This is a genomic window from Pandoraea apista (assembly GCF_001465595.2).
Taxonomy (GTDB): domain Bacteria; phylum Pseudomonadota; class Gammaproteobacteria; order Burkholderiales; family Burkholderiaceae; genus Pandoraea; species Pandoraea apista.
This window is the reverse complement of record NZ_CP013481.2, coordinates 970,338-989,521: the sequence shown is the minus strand read 5'-3', so window position 1 is coordinate 989,521 and position 19,184 is coordinate 970,338. Positions and strand designations below refer to the sequence as shown.

The window sequence follows — 19,184 nt, the reverse complement described above, 5'->3', positions numbered from 1 at the left end:
AGTGTCGTTTTTTTGCCATCGAATGGACAGACGGCTACCTGCCTTCTCGAAGGCTCGTTCATCGGGGGAACTCGGTTCCGTTGTGTGGGGGGGCGCCTCCATTCGTGGAAGAACAGAGCACACCGGGCACCATCGCAGGGCCCGGTGACCAGCGTTATCAGTCGCCCGCCGCCAAACCGTCGCCGCGCGGATCCGACGCGCCGTAACGAACGCCCGTGACCGGATCGATCAGAATCGCACCCGCGTGCCCCATCGTGTCCGTGTACGTCTCGACGACCTTGACCGGATGACCGCGGCGCTTCAGCTCATCCGTGACAGCGGGTGGCACGCGCCCTTCGACCTTGAGATCGTTAGAAGAAACGCCCCATGTCCGCCCGTACAGCCAGCGGGGCCCGTTGATCGCCTCCTGCGGCGACATGCCGAAATCGACGATGCGCGTCACGATCGCCGCCTGCGTCTGCGGCTGCCCTTCGCCGCCCATCGTTCCATAAACGAGATACGGCTTGCCGTCCTTTAGCAGCATTGCCGGATTCAGCGTGTGAAATGTGCGCTTGTGCGGTGCCAGATGGTTGACGTTGTTCGGATCGAGTGAGAAGAAAGCGCCGCGATTCTGAAGGAGAATCCCGGTCCCCTTCGGCACGATACCGGAGCCGAAATCGTAATAGATGCTCTGAATCAACGACACGGCATTGCCTTCGCTATCCACCACGCCGAACCAGACGGTATCGCCCTTCGGGTCCATCGGCGCCACCTGATGGTTTGCGAGACGCATATTGATGCGCCCGGCCTGCGCTTTGCCGTGCTTCGCCGAGAGCAATTGGGTCAGCGGGATTTCTACGAAGTCCGGATCCGACAGATATCTGTCCCGATCCGCGAAGGCCTGCTTAGTGGCTTCGACGAGCAAATGGTAGTAGTCTGCGGATCCTTCGCCCAGCGACCTGATGTCGAACTGATTGAGGATATTAAGGATTTCCAACGACGCGAATCCTTGGGTATTCGGTGGAAAATTGTAGGCATCGTACCCACGGTACTTCACCGTAATCGGCTTGACCCAATCCGCGCGGTGATTTGCAAAGTCCGCACGCGTGAGCAGCCCGCCGTTGGCTTGCAGGTCCTCCACGATCTTCCGCGCTATCTCACCCTTGTAGAATTCCTGAGCGCCCTTCTCGGCGATCTGCGTGAGCGTTTGTGCCAGTTCAGGTTGTCTGAGCCGTTCGCCTACCCGATACGGCGTACCGTCAGGCTTCAGGAATATTTGTCTGAAGCCGTCGAATTGCTGGAGATTGCGATACACCTTGTCGGCGGTATCTACGTTGATCGCCTCCCACTTCGCCAGCGAGGACGTCACAATGAAACCGTCTTCTGCATAGTGAACGGCATCGCGCAGCAAATCACGCCACGGCAAGCTCCGTCCCATGGTCGCCTGGGCGTATCGGTACGCCTCGTCCCAACCTGAAACAACGCCTGGCACCGTATTGACGGACAGATACCCGCGCGGCGGAATGGTGCTTAGCCCCTTGTCTCGATAGAACTGAAGGGTCGCGCGCTCGCCGGATCGGCCGCTCGCATTCAATGCACGCAGTTCTTTGGTTTTCGCGTTGTAGATGAGCCAGAAATTGTCACCGCCAATCGTGTTCATTTGCGGGTAGACAACCGAGATGGTCGATGCGACCGCAATCGCGGCGTCGACAGCGTTTCCGCCTTGTTGAAGGACTTTCCATCCCGCCTGCGTCGCCAGATAGTTGGACGACGTGACCATGCCGCCGGCCGCCATCGGATTGATACATTGCGACGCTGTCTCGCAATACGTTCCCGTTGATTCGGCGGCATTAGCGATAACACCGGCAGAGCATAATGCTGCAATCCCGGCAGTGGCCAGCCATCGGGTGTACGAAGGAATTCCGATCATTTACGTCTCCCTTATTTATTTCGTTTAACTTCACATCTCCTTTGGAATTACAGGGTTAGATATATCCGATCAAAAACATACGGAAATCCGCAATGCTACTTGCGAAAGGTACGCAAAAATACTGATCGCAACCGCACATGCGAAAGGCGCATCAATCCGTCTCCGGGCCAACGTTGTGGAGCCCGTCCACGAGGTGGCGAAGGTACGTTGAGAGACGGTTCGCTACCGGCCGATGCGGGGCCATCGGTGTGCCAGGCCGCTATACCAGCGAGCCGTTAGTTGTTGCTTTGCATAGCGACGTGTTCCTGCTTCTTATGCGGCGGATGACTGGGCACGATGACCAGCATCGGGGACGGTGCAATCTTTCACCACGGAGATCGCACCTCATGAACTTCTTTCCCCATCACCAACGCTGCATCGACGCCCTCGCAGGGAATCTCGTCGCCACTCGGCAAGCGAAACACTCGACACCCAAACAGCTTGCCGCCCGACTTGGCAAACCTGAGGCATTCGCTCTCGACTACGAATCCGGCAAATACCGGCTTGATTTTCCCGAACTCGTTGATATCGCTGACGCCCTTGTGATCGACGTGGTTGAACTCGTCAATCTCTACCAGCAGAGAATCTGACCCACCCCGCGCGGGATTTGAATGGGATAACGGATCACAAAATTATTCTATTTTTCTCTTTTCGTTATCCCGCAGGGTGCGAAGCAGGCAATTACGAGGCTCTCGAATTTCCCGCCGCAACAAATGCAAGTGGCTGCAACCTAATTCCCATAGACGCGCGGCGATGAGTCGAAAGCCACAGATCCGGCGCGTGCGATCAGAACGAATAATGCTCAGGGCGGCCTAGCGATCCTGCGGTGCGATGCCCCGTATCTCCGATGCGAACACGCGGTGCCTCTCGGTATCCACAGGCTTATGCGTGACAACCGACGTTGGCGGATGACCCGACACGTTGTTCCCATTCCTCCAGTCGTGCGCAGGCCGTATGGGACGAGGGGCAAAGCCTCCGCCGCAATTCGGACAGACGTTCTCTAGGATAACGTCAACACACGTTGTACAGAACGTGCATTCGAAGCTGCAGATGCGCGCCTGCGTCGACTCGGGAGGTAATGCGACTTCGCAATGTTCGCAGCTCGGCCTTAGTTGTAACATGAGGTGCTCTCCTCGTGAATGTGGACTCAGCGCCATCGTAAGATCATGAAAATTCCCCGACAAGCGCCCTGCCTGCCATTCTTAAGTCAACCTCTGCCAATACTGCAAATATCGAGTCGGCTCATTGATGGACGAACAAACAAGGCGACGGGCAAACCGGCAAATCTGGAGCCTTGTCGACGGGTCTGCGCATAATGAGCGATGGGCGCGTACTGGAGATCAAAGGATGTAGCACGCGTCGCGTCGGCGCATCGATGTGCCAACGCGACGATTATCACGCGACCGCTGAATCTTTCTCCCTCGGCAGCGGCGTCGGTTCAAGAAATACATTGACAGCCTCGGTATATAGCCGTACTGTGCGTTCAGAAATATTCAAGAAGCTTGATTGCTGATCATCACTTTTCTGCGTGTTCTGCGCAGTATTCGCTGTCCTCTCCTACTCCTTGAAATTTCCCTCGCTCCGCAATGGGGCTATCGATTTATTTTCAAGGAATTATTATGGATACCGGTACCGTTAAGTGGTTCAACGATAGCAAGGGCTTCGGTTTCATCACGCCTGACGCTGGCGGCGACGACCTGTTCGCTCACTTCTCCGAAGTTCGAGGCGATGGTTTCAAGACGCTCGCTGAAAACCAGAAGGTGACGTACGAAACGAAGCGTGGCCCGAAGGGTATGCAAGCAGCAAACATTACCCCGCAGTAACACAGCTCAAGGGCCGGTTCGCCGGCCCTTTACTTGTCTGGCATCCTCTCTCGGCGCTTAACGCTCCCGATCTGATCGCACCCTTTTCGTGCGCTCCGTTTGCCCTCTCGACAAACTCACTCCCGCTCCCGCATCCGTGTTCGGTCGCCTGTATGGCATGTGCCATACGTGCTTCGCTCGCTTTTCGCTAGCGCATTGCTCGCGCTTCGCCCATGAAAAATAATAACTATCATCATCAGTACAACGGGTATTCCGTTTCCCCTTCGGCATATCGATTGACCGACGGTTGGTTTGCCGCCAATTTGCTGCTTGTGCGTAGCGATGCCGCTAACACCGAGTCCACCTCTTACGCATTCCATGCACTCGAATATTTCGAAGACGAAATGCAAGCGTTGGGGCACGCATCGACTTGGGCACGCGACTGGATCGACAATCGCGGCTAACTTGCCGTCTGGCACTTTCATGCCTGGCAGATAAATGGGTTCTCGGCAAAGCCCGTGGTTGAAGGGTTTGTCGGCCCCGAAGCAGGTAGGTCATTCCACCTGCTGGCAGATCATCGCGCAAAGACTTCGGGCACACGTACCGGCGCGCCCGAGTGCCGTTGCGCGAAACGTCCGAACAGCGTCACGTCAATTCGGAATGCGCTCTTCAGACTGCACGACGCGCTCAGGATCGACATGGTTAAGCCCGTCGACCTTTATGAGCGAAGAATCTGACCTGCCCCGTCCAGAGACCGGGATTGGATAACAGAACACATAATTATGATATTTTTCACTTCTCGTTATCCCGCAGGACACGTCCATCCGTGATGCGCCCCGTTTGGGTCGGCGTGATCATAGGTGCAGGTACGTCCTTAGATAGATTAGCTGCAAATCCAGATCGTTAGATTCCCGTATTCAGTGGCGTTTTCTTCCGACCGACATCGCCGGGGCATGATGACTGGGACAGGTTATCGCCCAGATTCATGCGCTCGCTACGCAAGCCTGAAACGAGAATACTCGATGAGCACATCTTCCGATCCGAACTCGCGTTCATCGTCTATCGTCGACGTGGGGTGCCTGCGGTCTGAGCTTGAAGTGACTGCCCCGTGCAGGACAAAATCAACAAGCGCATAGCGAACAATCGGTACCTCGATATCGCGGGCGACAAAAGCGTTTGGGACATGGGACAAGCTAAGCAGTCATCCACCAAATAGATGATGTTGTCGCTAAGATCAGAATCGTATGATCCCGAACGTAAAATCTAGACGCCGGTGATTCGTATGAAAAAGAACCGTTTGCAACGGCTTCAAATCAGCGCGGTAACAGGCCTTGCCGCTATTTTGGCGGGCTGCGGCCTGCCCGGACCGACGCACAAGAGCAACGCCCAGATCGCGTTGGATAACCGCCCCGATTGCAGCGTCTTTGGTGTTTGGGAGCACTACACTTGGTCAGGCGAATGCCAAGGGGGATTCGCCAACGGGCAGGGTACGCTGCTCGGTTACGCTGGCTCAACGTTGATGCTTCGCTACGATGGCGAGATGAAGGCGGGTCTTCGCGACGGCATGGGCGAAATGTGGATCAATGGCGACAAGATTCATGGCGGCCCGACCACGCGCTCTGGACGCTTTTCCCGCGGGAGTCTTCTAACCGGGGCGGAAACGAACAACTACAGCGTTCGAAATTATTCGAATGGCGAAAACTCCAGTACGACCTATATCTCCGATAAAAGCGAGTCCGCATCAGGGGTCGGTTCGATGACGGCAAGCCTACTTGGTGCAGTGGCTCTGGGTGCTGCGGCCGGCGGCAGTAAGAATTCGGCGCAGCTTCAAGCAGTGGGCTCCGCGCTACAGGGCACGGCATCTGCCGGTACTCCGGCACGTTCGGCTTCGGCGGGGACAAACATGGGGGCAACCAGTGCTGATTCCAGCCCACCTGTCAATGGCTGCGCACGACTGGTGCCGGTATACAAGCCGGCGTACAACGACGCCGATATGTTCATCGAGAACACCTGCTCGTATCCAATTGTCGTTGTCGTATGCGATGTGGCGGCGACATCGCAGTCCTGCACGCACCAGTATTCGCAAGTCAAACCCAATGCCAGGTATGGACTTGGAGGTGGGTTCCTGCCCAAGAGAACGTATGCATCCTTTAGTTGCAAAAAACCGTTCTATCCCAATGTCCGGCTTAGCGGCGGAGCGCTGTCGGGTGGATGCACCAGTATTCCAGCCTATTAGCCGCCGCCCAAGCCCTTTTCCACTTGGTCGAGATAACTGCTTTGAAATGCTTCTCTATCAAAGTTCTTATCTAAGCGACCAACGAAGCCCGAACACCGCCTGAAACCGGACCAAAGGGAACCCGGAAATGCGCCTGCGATGGGAATCGATCCCAAGGCTCTTACCCCAGAATCGTAACCACCTACGAAACACCCAGATTGCCAAACTCCCCCAACCCCGCTTAGAATGTCGGTCTTCGCGGGCGTCGTATAATGGTAATACCCTAGCTTCCCAAGCTAGAGCCGTGGGTTCGATTCCCATCGCCCGCTCCACTGCATCGTTCCAGGGAATTCTGAGGAAGTCCAAGAGGCATCGTAAGTCGTTGATTCTGGTTGAGTTTTCGACACCTCGATGTTCCAGTGGGCTCCACGGAAATCCACCTGAAGCCACGACGTTTATGTCCATTTTTGTGTCCATTTTTGCGGGCACGACGGCTTCCGGATTGTTGCTAGGGCGCTGAGGTCGATGGGTTAAGCATCTGGTTCCTGACTCATGTTCAGGAGCTAGAGCATGGCACTCTCAGACTTGGTGGTCCGCCAAGCCAAAGCCACCGGCAAGGCCTACACACTTCCAGACATCGATGGTCTCTCCCTGGCCGTGACGGCCACGGGCAGCAAGAGCTGGCACTTCCGTTACTACTGGATGAAGGAGCCCAAGCGCATGTCGCTGGGCACCTATCCCGAGGTGTCCCTTCGTGAGGCACGCGCCCTGCGTGACGAGGCGCGCGCCTTGGTGGCCAAGGACATCAACCCGCGCCTTCACCGCAAGCAAAAGCGCGCCGCGGTCAAACTCGCCGGTGAAAACACCTTCGAGGCGATCTACAAGAAGTGGCTTGCCCACCGCGAACGCGGCCTCAAGAAGGGCCGGCAGACCACCCTCTCGATCCTCCCTCGCGTCTTCGCCAAGGATGTGCTGCCCTTGCTGGGCAAGCGCTCGATCTACGACATCAAACGCCCTGACCTGCTGGAAGTGATCGCCAGGATCGAGCGGCGCAAGGCGCTCTCCGTCGCCGAGAAAGTCAGGACGTGGTTCAACCAGATGTTCCGCTACGCGCTGGTGGTCGTGCCGGGCCTGGAGCAGAACCCGGCTTCCGACCTCGACGTGGTGGCGCTGCCGCTGCCCCCGGTGAACCACAACCCGTTCCTGCGCATGGCCGAGTTGCCGAAGCTGTTGCAGCGCCTGCGCAAGTATCGTGGCCGGCTGCAGACCCAGCTCGGTCTGCGGCTGCTGCTATTCACCGGCGTGCGCACGGGCGAGCTGCGCCTGGCGACGCCGGATCAGTTCGACCTCGATCGGGGCCTCTGGATCATCCCGCCCGAGGTCGTGAAGCAGCTCCAGGTGGACATGCGCAGGAAGCGCCAGTTGCCCAAGGACATTCCACCCTACATCGTGCCGCTGTCGGTGCAGGCCATCGAGATCGTCCGGCACCTGCTCGAACAGCTCAAACCGGCCCAGCACTATCTGTTCCGCCACGACAGCGAGTTGAAGAAGCGCATGAGCGAGAACACGCTCAACGGCGCGCTCAAGCGCATGGGCTATCGCGACCTGCTGACCGGGCACGGCATCCGGGGCACGATGTCCACCGCGCTCAACGAGATCGGCTACCCGAAGGTGTGGGTGGACGCGCAACTCTCGCACGTCGATCCCAACAAGGTCAGTGCCACCTACAACCACGCCGAGTACGTCGAGCAGCGGCGGCGGATGATGCAGGATTGGGCCGACCGGCTCGATCTCTTCGAGCAGAACATGGTCGAGGCAGCGAGCATGCCGCTCACCATTCATTTGGAGGGCGTGCCCGTCCTCTCGGATGAGGAAGCCGCGAGTGCGCCACCCAAACCAGCGGCCGCGTCGGCGCCGCTCCTGATCGTGACCAGGCCGGGAGACGCGATGCCACTGGTGTCAGCCGAGACGCATCGGCTGCCCGCAGTGCCGTTGCCGCGTTCCGTCATGGAGGAACCGCTGTCCGACATACAGCGCCAGCGGATGGAACTGGTCGATGTCTTCGAGGCACCACACAACCTGCCAGTCGCCGAGTACGCGAAGATGGCGGGCAAGTCCCGCCGGTGGATCAGCTACGAGATCAAGGCCGGCAACCTGCTGGCGCTGAACCTGGGCAACCGTGGTCAGCGCGTGCCGGATTGGCATCTCGATCCGGTCAAGCACGCGCTGATCCAGGCGGTCCTCAAGCTGACCAGGGGCGCCGACCCTTGGCAGATCTACAACGCGCTCCTGCAGCCGCGCGCGAAGCTGCGCGGCGGCTCGGCTCTGGAAAGCGTCAGTGCCACAAATCTCGACAAGATCATCATGGCGGTGAGCACGACGGTGAAGGAAAGCGAGTGGTCCCCGCAGCAGGTGGCGTTTGCGTAGCGCGCCAGCGCCCAGCAGTGCGCGCCCCTGTCTCAGGACACGGAGCGCGCGCGGCGGGCGAATCTTTCCTGGGGCTCGGTCAAGGACGAGGACGGGCGAAGCAGGTAGGCCATCACGATGATGGGTGCGCCAGCCAATGGCCGCGCGGCGATGCCGCGACGCAGGTAGCAGGTCAGTCTCGCGGCGGGTGCGACGGCAATGCCGTAGCCCGCGGAGACGAGCGTCATCGCCATGTCGAAGGTGCTGACGGTCTGCTCATGGCCCTGCGGTGCATCCTCGACCAGGCCATGCGCCACCGCGCGCCACGGCTCGTCGGCCGTTGACTGCGCGCAGATCAACGGCTGCTTGAGCAGCTCTTGGCGAGGCACTTCACGGTAGGACAGCAGGTGCGAGCGCTTGGCGACGGCGACTGCCAGCGTGTCATGCCACAACGGCTCGCACACCCAGCCTGGCCACTCCCAGGCGGCTGTGGACAGGGCCAAGTCAAAGTTATCGTGCGGCAGTTCCTGCGCCTGCGCTGTGGAACTGCATCCGATCAAGGCGGTGGCGGTCTCTGGCTCTTCGGCGCGCTGCAACGCCAGCAAGTCGGCAAGCGGTGAAGGCACCCACTCGCCGAGCACAGCCACCCGGATTTCAGTGGAGGCATCGCTCGATTTCACGTCCAGTTCCTCCAGGCAGTGAACTCGCGGCGACCGATGAAGTCGCTTCTATTGAGTTAAGTTTAACGTGGTTTATATCGTGTCAATCCTCGACGCTTTTGGCAATGCAAAAGCGTTCGATTCAAAGAGGCCGGCCCACCGGGACAACAACCTACGAAGCGGAACCAGCCATCGCGTTTGGGGCCTCCGTGCGCGAAGAAAGAACCAGTCAAGGCATCGCCCAGGAAACGCTGGCTCATCTGTCAGGAATCGAGCGTTCGCACATGGGAAAGATCGAGCGTGGCGAGCATGTCCCCACGCTCCCCCTCATTCTCAAAATCGCCCGTGCGCTGAAATGCAGTTCTGCCCACTTGATGGCGCTGACTGAAGCCAAGCTGGCAGAGACGGCTCCGCCTAAATCAGCGGACTGAAGCCGGCCCGCGCCGTGGCTCCTTGTCTACCCCTGTTCGTTGTCGTTCTTATTACCGGCGGCTGAATTTTCGCGCTTTACGGCCTCGGTGAGGAGGCGCAGGTATGGATTGTCCGGAGGCATTTCCTGGAACAGCGCTTCGGGAGCGCTCAGCAGGTAGCCGTGCAGTCGCCTGGATTTGCGCGGCCCCGTGACTTCGCAGGTCCAGATATTCAGCCCGCTGGCTTGCTTGCGGTGCAGGCCTAGCTTCTCGAAACGCTTCTGCACCCACTGCCATCCCTCCAGGTTCTCCGGTTTCGCCAGTGCGGCGATTTGCAGATGTTCCTGCGCATAGCGCTGGAAGACGCCGGGGCTCACCAGGTAGGCCGTTCCGGCGACGCTGTGCACCAAGGCTTTGGCGTCGTTGATGATGAGCTTGTGCGTCTGGATGCCCTGACGCAGCCAGGCCATGAAATGCTCGCCGGATGGCTCCGGCCGATCCTGAAATGGCGCGAGGCTTATCTGCGGCAGCACCGTAGGCGCCGGTGGCGAGGCAGGCTCGGGTTCGCTCGGGGCCTCCGGCGCTACGGGTGGGGCCGTGTCACTCAGCAGATCGAGCAGCGCAGCCACGCCGTTGTCGGTGGGCATAGGGACGGTCGGCGCGATGCTTGGTGGCGCCGTATCGGCGCTTTCCAAGCCTGGCGCTTCGGATGCCGGTGCCTGCGGTGTCGGCGCCCCTTGTTCCTCGTCGGCCTGCACGCGACCCGCGAACGGCGCCGGCCGGTCGGCCGCATCCCAGACCATGGCCGGAGACAGTTTCAGGAAGGTGAAGCTGTGCGACCAGCCGGCATCGCTGGTGACGGTGGCCTTCCAGATCGCCTTGCCGTCCGGTGTGGCCAAGGCGATGCCGTGATCCTGCAGCACGTTGAACACCGCCGTGTTGCTGGCCGGGATGCCGTCGATGCCCTGCGACAGCAGATGCGCGCGCAGCTTGTCCGAGACGGTCTTGCTCACCAGCCAGAGCGCGTCCTGGGTCAGCCAGCCATCCGAGGCCTGGGGCTGGTTCAGCTTGAATTCTTCCTTCAGGAGGTAGCGCAGGCCATCGAGCAGCTTGCGCTGCAGTGCGTGCCGGGGCGCTGCCAGGGCCTTGCTCGGATCGCCGCCGAGTTCCTGGGCGACGGATGCCTGGTCCGCCTGCACGACCAGTTCGCCGAGCATGCCGGCGTGCTCGTACTGGCCGGCCAGGACGTACAGCAGCGCGGCCCACAGGTCGGGGTAGTCGGCGAGCCAGTCGAAGATGCCCGGATCGAGCAGCCGGGCGTAGAGCAGCCCGGTGGCGGCGCTGTGCAGCCGGTATTCGCGCTCCCTGCGGTAGCGGAAGCGGTACGGCCGCCGCAGCGGGCCGTGCCAGGGATGCCAGACCGTGCCGTCCGCGTACTCGACGTGCAGGTCGACCGCGATCTTGCCGATGTCGTGCAGCAGCGCAGCATAGGCGGTGCCTGCGGTCCAGGCCTCGGCCTGGGCGGCTTGCGCCTCCGGCGTGGCGCCGGCGGGCAGCAGATGCGACTGCCGCAGCTTGAGCGCGTAGGCGACGATCTCCAGGCCGTGGTCCAGCATGCCGCCCGGATAGGCGTGGTGATGGGCCTCCGACGCGGGGAATTGCTGGACCAGCTCGGCGTAGCGTTCCAGCGGGGCGAGGTACAGCGTGGCGAACTGCCGGCGCGACAGCGAGGTGCGCTGCCAGATGTGTTCCAGCAGCTTCTGCCGGCGCGGCGTCGCCAGCAGCGATGCGGCCGGCTCCGGCCGCATCAGCCCTTTGCCGGGCTCGGCGGGAGGTTTGGGCGGTGGCGCACTGGCGGCAGGTGGCACCCGTTTGCGTTGGAACAGCGAGAGCATGGCGAACCCCAGACGGCGGGCCGGTCGGGAGAGCCTTTTGGCCTTTTCGGGTAGGGCCTTTCCCCTTGGCCCCATTCCCTTGCCCCTTCCCCAGCCCTTTGGCCTTTACGGAAACCTTTGGATATAGGGCAACGACGCCTGCCGAACCACAACCAATGCGGGTTTGGCCCAAGTCGGATTGATGCGGGAAGGCTGGCTGTGCCGCCCCTACGATGGAGCCGTTTCATCGACCGGACGGAGCACCATGCACACCCAGATTGACAAGGTAAGGAAATTTCCTTACCATCCAGGCATTGCCATCAGGAGTGCCGCCATGCCCGAAATCCACGAAGTCGCGACGCTGACCTCCAAGGGTCAGATCACGCTGCCCAAGTCCATCCGGCAAGCGCTGGGCGTGGACACCGGCGGCAAGGTGGCGTTCGACCTGCGCGGCGGCGAAGTCGTCGTGACCCGCGCCGACGCCGACCATGAAGACCCGGCCATCGGCGCCTTCCTGGGGCTGCTGGAAGCGGACATCCGGGCCGGGCGGCACGTCCAGTCCCTGCCGGACGATCTGGCGCGGGCCATGCTGGCCAACGCGCACCACGCGGTGAACCTCGATGAAGACATCGAAGGCGAAGTGGCGCTCTGATGCAGCGGCACGGTTGGACGCTCCTGTTCCACGAGGGCGTGATCGAGCAGTTGCGCAAGCTGCACGCGGCCGCGGAACGGGCCGAACAGAACGACCCGCAGGGGTTCGAGAGCAACGCCAACGTCAAGCTGTTCCGGGCGTTGAGCCAGTTGATCATGGATGTCGTGCCGAGCGATCCTGCGCGCGACGAATTCCGCCAGGGCAACACCTTGGGGCCGGCCTACCGGCACTGGCGGCGCGCAAAGATCGGGAGGCGGTTCCGGCTGTTCTTCCGCTTCGACTCCAAGGCCAAGGCGATCGTGTTCGCCTGGGTCAACGACGAGCAGACCTTGCGGTCGTCGGGCAGCAAGTCCGACCCCTATGCGGTGTTCGAGAAGATGTTGGGACGCGGCAACCCGCCGGACGATTGGGCGGCGCTGGTGGCCGCAAGCCAGGCCGACTGGCGCGCAGCAGACAAGGACTAGACCGCGGTTGAAGAACAGCACAGGTTTCAATCGCGACACGGACAGGGATCACAGCCACACGACAGGATGAACATGAGGTAGCCACCATGAAGACCGCCGCACAGACCACCTTCGCAGAACGCCTCGGCCGGACACTGGGCCGGGCGTGGAGAGGCTGCGCGCGTCTGGATCGGCGGGCGCAGGGCTGGCTGCTCGCGCAGGGATGGGCGCCTGGCATTGCCAAGGCCGCGCTGCTGGCCGTCAAGCTCGCTGCGATCGGTGTCCTGCTCTACACCGCGTTCTGGCTGGCACTGCTGCTTGCGTTCGCGCTGGTCGGCGCCTGGGTAGTCCGCAACGACGATGGGAGCTACGACGAGGAACACAAGCCGGAATGGCGATACGGCCCTGCCGGGTACGGCCTCTACACCCATGACGATTACCGGATCGACCCCCACGATCCAGAAGACGAGCAAGCCTAGAGGCGTTACTTCGCTGCTTTCATAGCGACACCCGCACCCCTGCCGCCAGCAGCTTGGGCATCCCTGGTTCCTGCCGCCAGCCCTTGAATTGCCGTTCCCGCGCGCACGCCTACCCAGCCCAGCGCAGCCACCCAGAAGGTAGGCAGCACGATGAACATCGTCGCCATGACGAAGTTCAGCAGCATGTCGCCGAAGGCGTTGTTCAGGCCGATCAGCGGATCGAAGTTGCTGTGCGGCCGGTTCGCGCCGAACCCCCAGCCGTAGAGCGCGTCGAGGATCGTGCTGTCCAGCCAGCGCGCGAGCTGGAACCAGAAGTCCACGAAGAACAGCGCGAACTGCACGCAGCTCACCGCGACCAGCGCCTTCAGCTCGTAGGTGCCGAAGACCAGCACCAGCGGGATGCAGATCACCAGCGCCATCTTGAGCAGCGACAGCACCATCGGCAGCGCCTGGCGTACCACGTCCATCGCCGGAAAGAAGCCCAGCGAGCCCATGGTCAGCCCCAGGTCGCCGGCGCCGCGCGTCACGACGTTGGGCAGCGTCTTCTCGATCTGGCCGCCGTAGTCGGTGTAGACCGAGCCCTGGTTCATCTTCTGCTGCCGCGGCGAGACCACGGCGCGGATCACCGAGTCGTTCACCTCGCTCTGCGACAGGAAGCCCGCCCAGCGGCCGATGCGCGTCAGCAGGTCGGGATCGACCTGGGCCAGCAGGCGCGCGCGCAGGCCGCTGCCGCCGTCCGACCACCACTGCCGGCACGTGGGGTAGCCCCCGCCGCTATCCACCTGGGCCAGCCCCGCATCGCGCGTCGCGTCGTAGGGCCAGGCCGTGCGTGGCGTGTTCGAGTGGTAGGTGTCGTAGAAGCCCGCGTTGTTCAGGAAGTAGCTCGAACCGATCCAGGTCACGTCATTCATCTGCTCGTCGGAGAGCGTGGGCCGAGACATGAACAGCTTGGCGCGCGAGGGGCCGTAGCAGTCATGCACGAAGTCGCCGACCTCCTGGGCCAGCACCGGGTCATCGATGCGCGTGGCATCCACGTCCATGCGCATCTGACGCAGATCCGTTCCGCAGGGGATGGCCGCCACCGCGCCGCCCGTCACCGCCTTCGAGATGGCGTGCATGAAGAACCACCACACCGGCACCAGCGCGCTCTGGTTGTTGAGCGTGGTGTAGGCGTTCGACCAGCCCGTGTCGGTGGGCTGCGGGACGCTGACCTGGCATTGCGCGGAGCGCGTCGTGTCGAACTTGATGGTGCTGAGGTCGACCGGAATGAAGGGGATGCCGGCGAACAGGATGACGACGATCGCCACCCACACGCGGTTCTCGATGCGCATCGATGACAGCACCCCCTTGTTGCCCTCGTCCGCACCCTCGGCCCGCGCGCGCAGCCATTCCTGCACCACCATGACCACGAAGGGCAGCGCGAATACGCCGCTGGCCACGAGGATGTTCCAGATGCCGTTGCTGACGATCCACCCGACCAGGGTCAGGTAATACTCCAGGTAGTCCGTTGTGTTGAGCGTCATGGCGTTCTCCAGGGCTCAGCCATTGCGCAGTAGCTGGCTGCCTTCGAGCAGCACGAGGGTGGCGACGGCCGCGATCTCGGCGCGCAGCAGGCGCTGATGGGTCTCGGCCAATGGCTCGCGTTCGCGCAGGCGCCGACGCATCCACCACCAGCCGTAGGCCGTCGCCGCGTAGAGCAGCAGCCGCCAGACGAGGAAGTGGCCCGAGTGCTCGCGCAGCCACTGCTCCCAGCCGTCGATGCTGCCGACGATGTGGAGGCCGACGACGTTCACGCCGACCGCGATGCCCGCCACCAGCAGCACCCACAGCAGCACGATGCCGACGCGGCGGCCGAGCAGCCGTGCCGGCCGCAGCCAGGCCCGGCTGGTCATGGCCCGCTCCGCGGCTTCTGCACTTCCTTGAGCCGGTCGCGCGTCGTGTCGCCCTCGAAGATGCCGCGCGAGCCCGCGGCGCGGGTGCCGTGGCGCTGCACGATCGCCATCGCCGAATTGCCGGCCAGCGTGCGCCGCAGCTCCAGCTCGGTCTTGAGGTTGTTGATCTCCTGCTCCAGCGCGTTGTTCTCCTGATCGACCGCCTTCACGGCCAGCTCGTTGGCGGCGACGTTCGGCTCCTTCTTGCCGGTCAGCAGCGTGCGCTGCAACAGCAGGGCCTTCTCCAGCACGCTCGACAGCGCGGCTTCGGACGCCAGGCGCTTGCCGAGCAGGTCTTGATCGGGCTCGTCGCGCAGCGCCTCGATCACGCCGCGCGTGATCGGCAGCGAGTTGCTGCCGGCGGCTTCGAGGTTTGCCACCGTCATCGGCGTCGAGCCCGTCACGAGGCCCTGCAGTGCCTGCAGCTTGGTCTCGTACTCTTCCTGGATCACCGGCGTCAGGCCGACGCCAGGCGTGGTCTGCGTCTTGGTGCAGGTCTCGCAGGTGCGTTGCTCGCGCTCGCCGAGCACGCGGGTTGCGAAGTCCGCTGCGGCCTGCGGCGAGGACCAAGTTTGGCAGGTCAGCCGGTTGCCGCAGGACGCGCGCGGGATGGATGAGGTGTCGCTGACGCCGCGGCTGTTGAGCAGGTTGTAGCCGGCACGGGTCACGTCGCCGACCACCTTGATGGAACCCTGGCCCGAGCCGCCCGCGTTGCCGCCGCCCACCCAGGGCACGCCGTTGTTGCCCTTGTTCGATTCGGCCTGCTCGACGGCGGACACCGCATCGGTGCTGCTCACCGCATCGCGCAGCGCGAAACCTTCGGCGAGCTGATCCCACCCGGCCTGGCCGCCGGCCATGTCCGCCATCCGGTTGGCCATCGCCTTGCACGTCAACTTGCTGCGGTCGAAATCGAGCCGAGCCTGCAGCACGCCGTTGGTCAGCAGGTTGTAGAGGCCCGGATCGGCGCGCTGGATGATCAGGGCCGGCAGCGACGCCACGGCGCTGGTGGCGCTCTGGATCACCGAGGACATGATCTGCTGAAAGCCATTGGTGAGGCCGTTCAACTGGTTCTGCAGCGTCGTCGTGATGCTCATGTTTCCGCAGATCAGGTTGCTGTTCCAGCCGATGCCCACGCCGATGCTCTGCATGTTCCCGGCGCCGCCCATGGACACGGCCCGGCCGCCGCCGATGCTGTAGAGCACGTCGTCGCCGATGACGCTGCCGCTCACGCCGACGCCGGTGGGGCTGATGCGGGTCTGCGCCCACGCGACGCCGGCTGCGGCCGTGACGGCGCAGGCGAGCGCGATGCTGAGCGCGTAGGGCCTGGCGCGCTGTGCGAAACGGGAGAGAGACGCTTTCATCGGAATACCTCAGAGGAAATCGACGCTGCCGAGGAAGACCTGCCCGCGGCGCTGGCAGCAGGCATAGGGCCGCCACAGCGCCCAGGCGTAGTCGCCTTGCTGGGCCTGCACGCGCGTGTTGGAGTGGGGGAACACGGCGCAGGAGTTGGAGAGGGTCGGCGTCAGCTCCTGCCACTTGCCGGTGGAGGCATCGCTCTCCACCAGGGCGCCGGCCGGCCAATAGCCGTCGCTCGAACTCGCGAGCAGCGGCTGGTAGACGTGCGGCTGCATGCGCCGCGTGACGACATCGCCCGCGCGCTGCGCGACGACGGCGCCGCTCTTGTAGTCGTCGGTCTGATGCAGGAAGCCGCCGCGCGGATAGACGTTGCCCCACAGGTTGAGCGTCGTGCGGCCGCCGATCTCGCGCATGCCGGGGATCACCGCCTCGGGGTACACCATCTCCGGGACGTTGTAGCGCCAGGCCAGCGTGTCGAGGGTGCTCAGCAGGTACGGCATGAAGGCCGTGCCTGCGCCCTGGCAGGCGTAGCCGGACGCGCTGGCGAACTGGCTGAACACCGAACCGCCGGGATGCCCGATCACGTCGGCGTTCTTGAACTTCGCCAGGTTGTTCTCGTTGTCGTGGTTCGTCGTCCCGTCGCCGCCGGCCTGCGCCGTGGGATTGGGCATGCTCATGGCGCGCACCTCGATCCACGGGTTCTCGCCGGTGTTGCTGTAGCTCGACACCACCGCGTCGGGAATGTAGTGGCGCACCTTCACCGAGGTGCGCACCGTGCAGCCCGTCCAGGTGCAGAACAGCCAGTAGCAGATGCCGACGACGCGATATTCCAGGCAGTCGGGCGACAGGGCCGAGGACACGATGGTAGCCGTGTTCAGCGCGAAGCTCGAAGCGGCGCCGCCGAGCAGCACCGAAGCGATGGCAAGGCGGGCCCGGCGCGACGACGCCGACAGCAGGCGGTTCATGGCTGTGCCCTCCGATGTGATTCGATGCGTGCCACGGCGCGCGCGACATCGGGCTCGCCGTAGACCACGTAGCGGCGATCGACCACCACGGCAGGCACCTTGGCCAGCCCCAAGCCCCAGGCATCGGCGACGCCCTGGTAGGCGCTGCCGATGCGGCGCTGTAGTGCCTGGCTGCCATCGCGCAGGCGTTGCTGCACGAGCGCGGCCGCGCGGCCCGGATCGGCAGGCAGGCCCGCGGCCAGTTCGGCCTCGATGCGCTCGGGCAGATCCAGCTCGATCACGCGCGCGCCGGATGCGGACTGCACGGGATGGCGGCTGTCGGTCACGACCAGCACGTCGGCTGCGGATGCGTCCTGGCCGAGCAGGCACAGCAGCAGCCCTCCCGCGCAGGCGATGCGCGTACACCGCAGCCGCGGGATGGGTTTCAAGAAGGGAGCCGTCATGGCGGGCGTCCTGGGAATGAGAGCAAGGCTCTAGTCGAACGCCGAAGGCAGTCCAACCGCGACAAGGAATGCGCACCGCGCGCGCTCCGCTTTGGGCAGACAGGCGAAAGAAAAGCGGCAGCCGAGGCTCCCGCGGGGACCAGGCGGTCAGCGGCGCTACAGCAGGCCGGATTCGGCGAAGGAGTACGGCGTGCCCTTGCCGACGATGAAGTAATCCACCACCCGGACATCGACTATCGCCAGGGCGGCTTTGAGCCGGTCGGTCAGCGCCTGATCGGCGGCCGAAGGCACGGTCATGCCAGATGGATGCTGGTGGGCCAGGATGACCGCCGAGGCGTTGAGGGCCAGGGCGCGCTGCACCAGCACCCGCGGGTACACCGAGGTTTGATCGACCGTGCCCTTGAACATCGGCTCGTAGGCGAGGACTTGGTGCTGAGAGTTGAGGAACACGACGGCGAAGACCTCGTTGGGCTCCGCGACCAGCTTCAGATGCAGGTAGTCGCGCACGGCGGCGGGACTGTTCAGCATCGGGCCGGCCTTGAAGATGCGTTGTTCCAGCAAGGCGATGGCCTGGCGGATGATCCAGTCTTCGTGCTGGGCGGCGATCAGGCTGAGCGACTCGGGACGCGAGTCGGCGACGACATAGGACATGGCGAACCTCCACGGGATGAAGTCGGAGGACGCCTGTCCCGGGAGGGACAAACCCTCCGGGGACGATGAAGAACAAGCGGCAGAAGAGCGGGCATCCGCCACCGCATGCACAGTGGCTGTTCGCGTCCAGGGATGCGCAGCGAACGGGGTCGATCAGCACGGCCAAGCCGCGTCGTAGCCTTGAAGATCGTGGCTACCTGGGCATGTCTCCGAGAGACTCGGCAGGCATTTCCTTCGATGCGGGCTCGGCCGCTGCACTGGCCGCCAGCAGGTCGATCGCGGACAGCAAGGCATCTCCTTCGACCGGGCCGTGCAGCAGCAGCGTCTTGCCGGACTGGCGATCCTGCAGGCGCAGCGTGGGCGTGACCTTGATGCCCTCCTGCGCCGCGCTCGCCGACTGTGCGCGGATCAGCGCATCGGGGCGGTCGCTGTCGAGGCACTGCTGCGCGGCCGGCGTGAGGTCGGGATAGCGCAGGCCCTCGGGCAGGCCCTGACCGTCGCCGCGGGTGTGCGTGTAGACCCACTCGGCGGCCTGCCAGAACGCGGCCTGGCCGCCGGCCTCGCCGACGCACTCCACCAGGCGCGCACCGGCAGACGCGGCCGGCTCGTGCAACGGCAACGGCAGGTGATGCCATTGCCAGCTCACGTCCGGGTGCGCGTCGATCCAGCGCTTGAGCACTGCGAAGTAGGCGCGGCAGAACGGGCATTCGAGGTCGGCGTACTCGACCACCGTGAAGCGCGCATCGGCGCGGCCATAGCGCCAGGGCGGGCCGGCTGGTGCCGTTGCCGGCGCAGGCGTTGCTTCTGCCGAAGGAAAATCGGGTTCGGCGGGCGGCGACTGCGGCCGCAGGCCGAGCCATGCGGCCGTTGTCAGGGCCGCGGCCATCAGCAGCGCGACGACAAGGACGGTGCGGGACGGCGCGAAGCGAGGGATGCGCATCGTGGACTCC

At 63.2% G+C, this 19,184-nt stretch carries 20 protein-coding genes and 1 tRNA gene; 10 read left to right on the top strand and 11 right to left on the bottom strand.

All coding sequences use genetic code 11. From position 1 onward, the window contains the following. Positions 1–157: 157 nt before the first annotated feature. Entirely contained in the window at positions 158–1,909 is a 1,752-nt protein-coding gene (gene ggt, locus AT395_RS04610) for a gamma-glutamyltransferase (protein ID WP_048627967.1), read from the bottom strand. 386 nt (positions 1,910–2,295) lie between these two features. Between ggt and AT395_RS04605 the strand changes: the two genes are divergently transcribed. Next, positions 2,296–2,538, top strand: coding sequence for a helix-turn-helix domain-containing protein (locus AT395_RS04605; protein WP_048627968.1), 243 nt, complete (start codon positions 2,296–2,298; stop codon positions 2,536–2,538). 222 nt (positions 2,539–2,760) lie between these two features. Here AT395_RS04605 and AT395_RS04600 read toward each other — a convergent pair whose 3' ends face one another. After that, positions 2,761–3,069, bottom strand: coding sequence for a DUF1272 domain-containing protein (locus AT395_RS04600; RefSeq protein WP_072632774.1), 309 nt, complete (start codon positions 3,067–3,069; stop codon positions 2,761–2,763). Positions 3,070–3,567: 498 nt separating this feature from the next. On the opposite strand from AT395_RS04600, the gene AT395_RS04595 reads away from it, so the two are divergent. The 5 genes from AT395_RS04595 to AT395_RS04580 all read left to right on the top strand — a co-directional run bounded on the left by AT395_RS04595 (position 3,568) and on the right by AT395_RS04580 (position 8,392). Then, entirely contained in the window at positions 3,568–3,771 is a 204-nt protein-coding gene (locus AT395_RS04595) for a cold-shock protein (RefSeq protein WP_010805203.1), read from the top strand. A 212-nt stretch (positions 3,772–3,983) separates the two neighbouring features. Further along, positions 3,984–4,214, top strand: coding sequence for a hypothetical protein (locus AT395_RS04590; RefSeq protein WP_048627969.1), 231 nt, complete (start codon positions 3,984–3,986; stop codon positions 4,212–4,214). A gap of 818 nt (positions 4,215–5,032) precedes the next feature. Beyond that, entirely contained in the window at positions 5,033–5,986 is a 954-nt protein-coding gene (locus AT395_RS25470; protein WP_125347486.1) for a hypothetical protein, read from the top strand. A gap of 237 nt (positions 5,987–6,223) precedes the next feature. Further along, a tRNA-Gly gene (locus tag AT395_RS04585) sits at positions 6,224–6,297 on the top strand. Positions 6,298–6,535: 238 nt separating this feature from the next. Next, on the top strand, positions 6,536–8,392 hold the full coding sequence (locus AT395_RS04580; RefSeq protein ID WP_004265627.1) for a tyrosine-type recombinase/integrase: 1,857 nt from the start codon (positions 6,536–6,538) through the stop codon (positions 8,390–8,392). A gap of 32 nt (positions 8,393–8,424) precedes the next feature. Here AT395_RS04580 and AT395_RS04575 read toward each other — a convergent pair whose 3' ends face one another. Next, a complete protein-coding gene (locus AT395_RS04575) occupies positions 8,425–9,051 on the bottom strand; it encodes a LysR substrate-binding domain-containing protein (protein WP_003454711.1) in 627 nt (208 codons plus the stop codon). Positions 9,052–9,155: 104 nt separating this feature from the next. Here AT395_RS04575 and AT395_RS04570 point away from each other — a divergent pair, with 104 nt between their 5' ends. After that, the gene (locus AT395_RS04570) at positions 9,156–9,461 is read left to right on the top strand and encodes a helix-turn-helix domain-containing protein (RefSeq protein WP_003454714.1); all 306 of its coding nucleotides are present in this window, start codon (positions 9,156–9,158) and stop codon (positions 9,459–9,461) included. Between the two features lie 26 nt (positions 9,462–9,487). On the opposite strand, the gene mobH is transcribed toward AT395_RS04570, so the two are convergent. Further along, positions 9,488–11,335, bottom strand: coding sequence for a MobH family relaxase (mobH, locus tag AT395_RS04565; RefSeq protein ID WP_031329115.1), 1,848 nt, complete (start codon positions 11,333–11,335; stop codon positions 9,488–9,490). Between the two features lie 313 nt (positions 11,336–11,648). Between mobH and AT395_RS04560 the strand changes: the two genes are divergently transcribed. The 3 genes from AT395_RS04560 (at position 11,649) to AT395_RS04550 (ending at position 12,888) form a co-directional block, all read left to right on the top strand. Further along, a complete protein-coding gene (locus tag AT395_RS04560; RefSeq protein ID WP_003454724.1) occupies positions 11,649–11,966 on the top strand; it encodes a type II toxin-antitoxin system PrlF family antitoxin in 318 nt (105 codons plus the stop codon). Then, positions 11,966–12,430 (top strand): type II toxin-antitoxin system YhaV family toxin, encoded by a 465-nt coding sequence (locus AT395_RS04555; RefSeq protein ID WP_003454727.1) that lies wholly within the window; start codon positions 11,966–11,968, stop codon positions 12,428–12,430. The genes AT395_RS04560 and AT395_RS04555 overlap by 1 nt, the downstream gene beginning before the upstream one ends. Positions 12,431–12,516: 86 nt before the next feature. Continuing rightward, positions 12,517–12,888, top strand: coding sequence for a DUF3742 family protein (locus AT395_RS04550; protein WP_003454730.1), 372 nt, complete (start codon positions 12,517–12,519; stop codon positions 12,886–12,888). 5 nt (positions 12,889–12,893) lie between these two features. On the opposite strand, the gene AT395_RS04545 is transcribed toward AT395_RS04550, so the two are convergent. The 7 genes from AT395_RS04545 to AT395_RS04515 form a co-directional block, all read right to left on the bottom strand. Continuing rightward, complete coding sequence (locus AT395_RS04545; RefSeq protein WP_003454733.1) at positions 12,894–14,411, bottom strand: conjugal transfer protein TraG N-terminal domain-containing protein; 1,518 nt, start codon at positions 14,409–14,411, stop codon at positions 12,894–12,896. Between the two features lie 15 nt (positions 14,412–14,426). Further along, positions 14,427–14,780: a hypothetical protein gene (locus tag AT395_RS04540; protein ID WP_004265620.1), complete on the bottom strand. Its 354-nt coding sequence runs from the start codon at positions 14,778–14,780 to the stop codon at positions 14,427–14,429. Next, the gene (locus AT395_RS04535; protein WP_003454739.1) at positions 14,777–16,180 is read right to left on the bottom strand and encodes an integrating conjugative element protein; all 1,404 of its coding nucleotides are present in this window, start codon (positions 16,178–16,180) and stop codon (positions 14,777–14,779) included. The genes AT395_RS04540 and AT395_RS04535 overlap by 4 nt, the downstream gene beginning before the upstream one ends. Positions 16,181–16,189: 9 nt before the next feature. Next, positions 16,190–17,140 (bottom strand): TIGR03756 family integrating conjugative element protein, encoded by a 951-nt coding sequence (locus tag AT395_RS04530; RefSeq protein WP_003454742.1) that lies wholly within the window; start codon positions 17,138–17,140, stop codon positions 16,190–16,192. Further along, the gene (locus AT395_RS04525) at positions 17,137–17,583 is read right to left on the bottom strand and encodes a TIGR03757 family integrating conjugative element protein (protein ID WP_003454745.1); all 447 of its coding nucleotides are present in this window, start codon (positions 17,581–17,583) and stop codon (positions 17,137–17,139) included. The genes AT395_RS04530 and AT395_RS04525 overlap by 4 nt, the downstream gene beginning before the upstream one ends. Before the next feature lie 156 nt (positions 17,584–17,739). Next, positions 17,740–18,234 (bottom strand): JAB domain-containing protein, encoded by a 495-nt coding sequence (locus AT395_RS04520; RefSeq protein ID WP_004265610.1) that lies wholly within the window; start codon positions 18,232–18,234, stop codon positions 17,740–17,742. A gap of 193 nt (positions 18,235–18,427) precedes the next feature. Next, complete coding sequence (locus AT395_RS04515; protein ID WP_003454752.1) at positions 18,428–19,174, bottom strand: DsbA family protein; 747 nt, start codon at positions 19,172–19,174, stop codon at positions 18,428–18,430. Between the last annotated feature and the right edge of the window lie 10 nt (positions 19,175–19,184).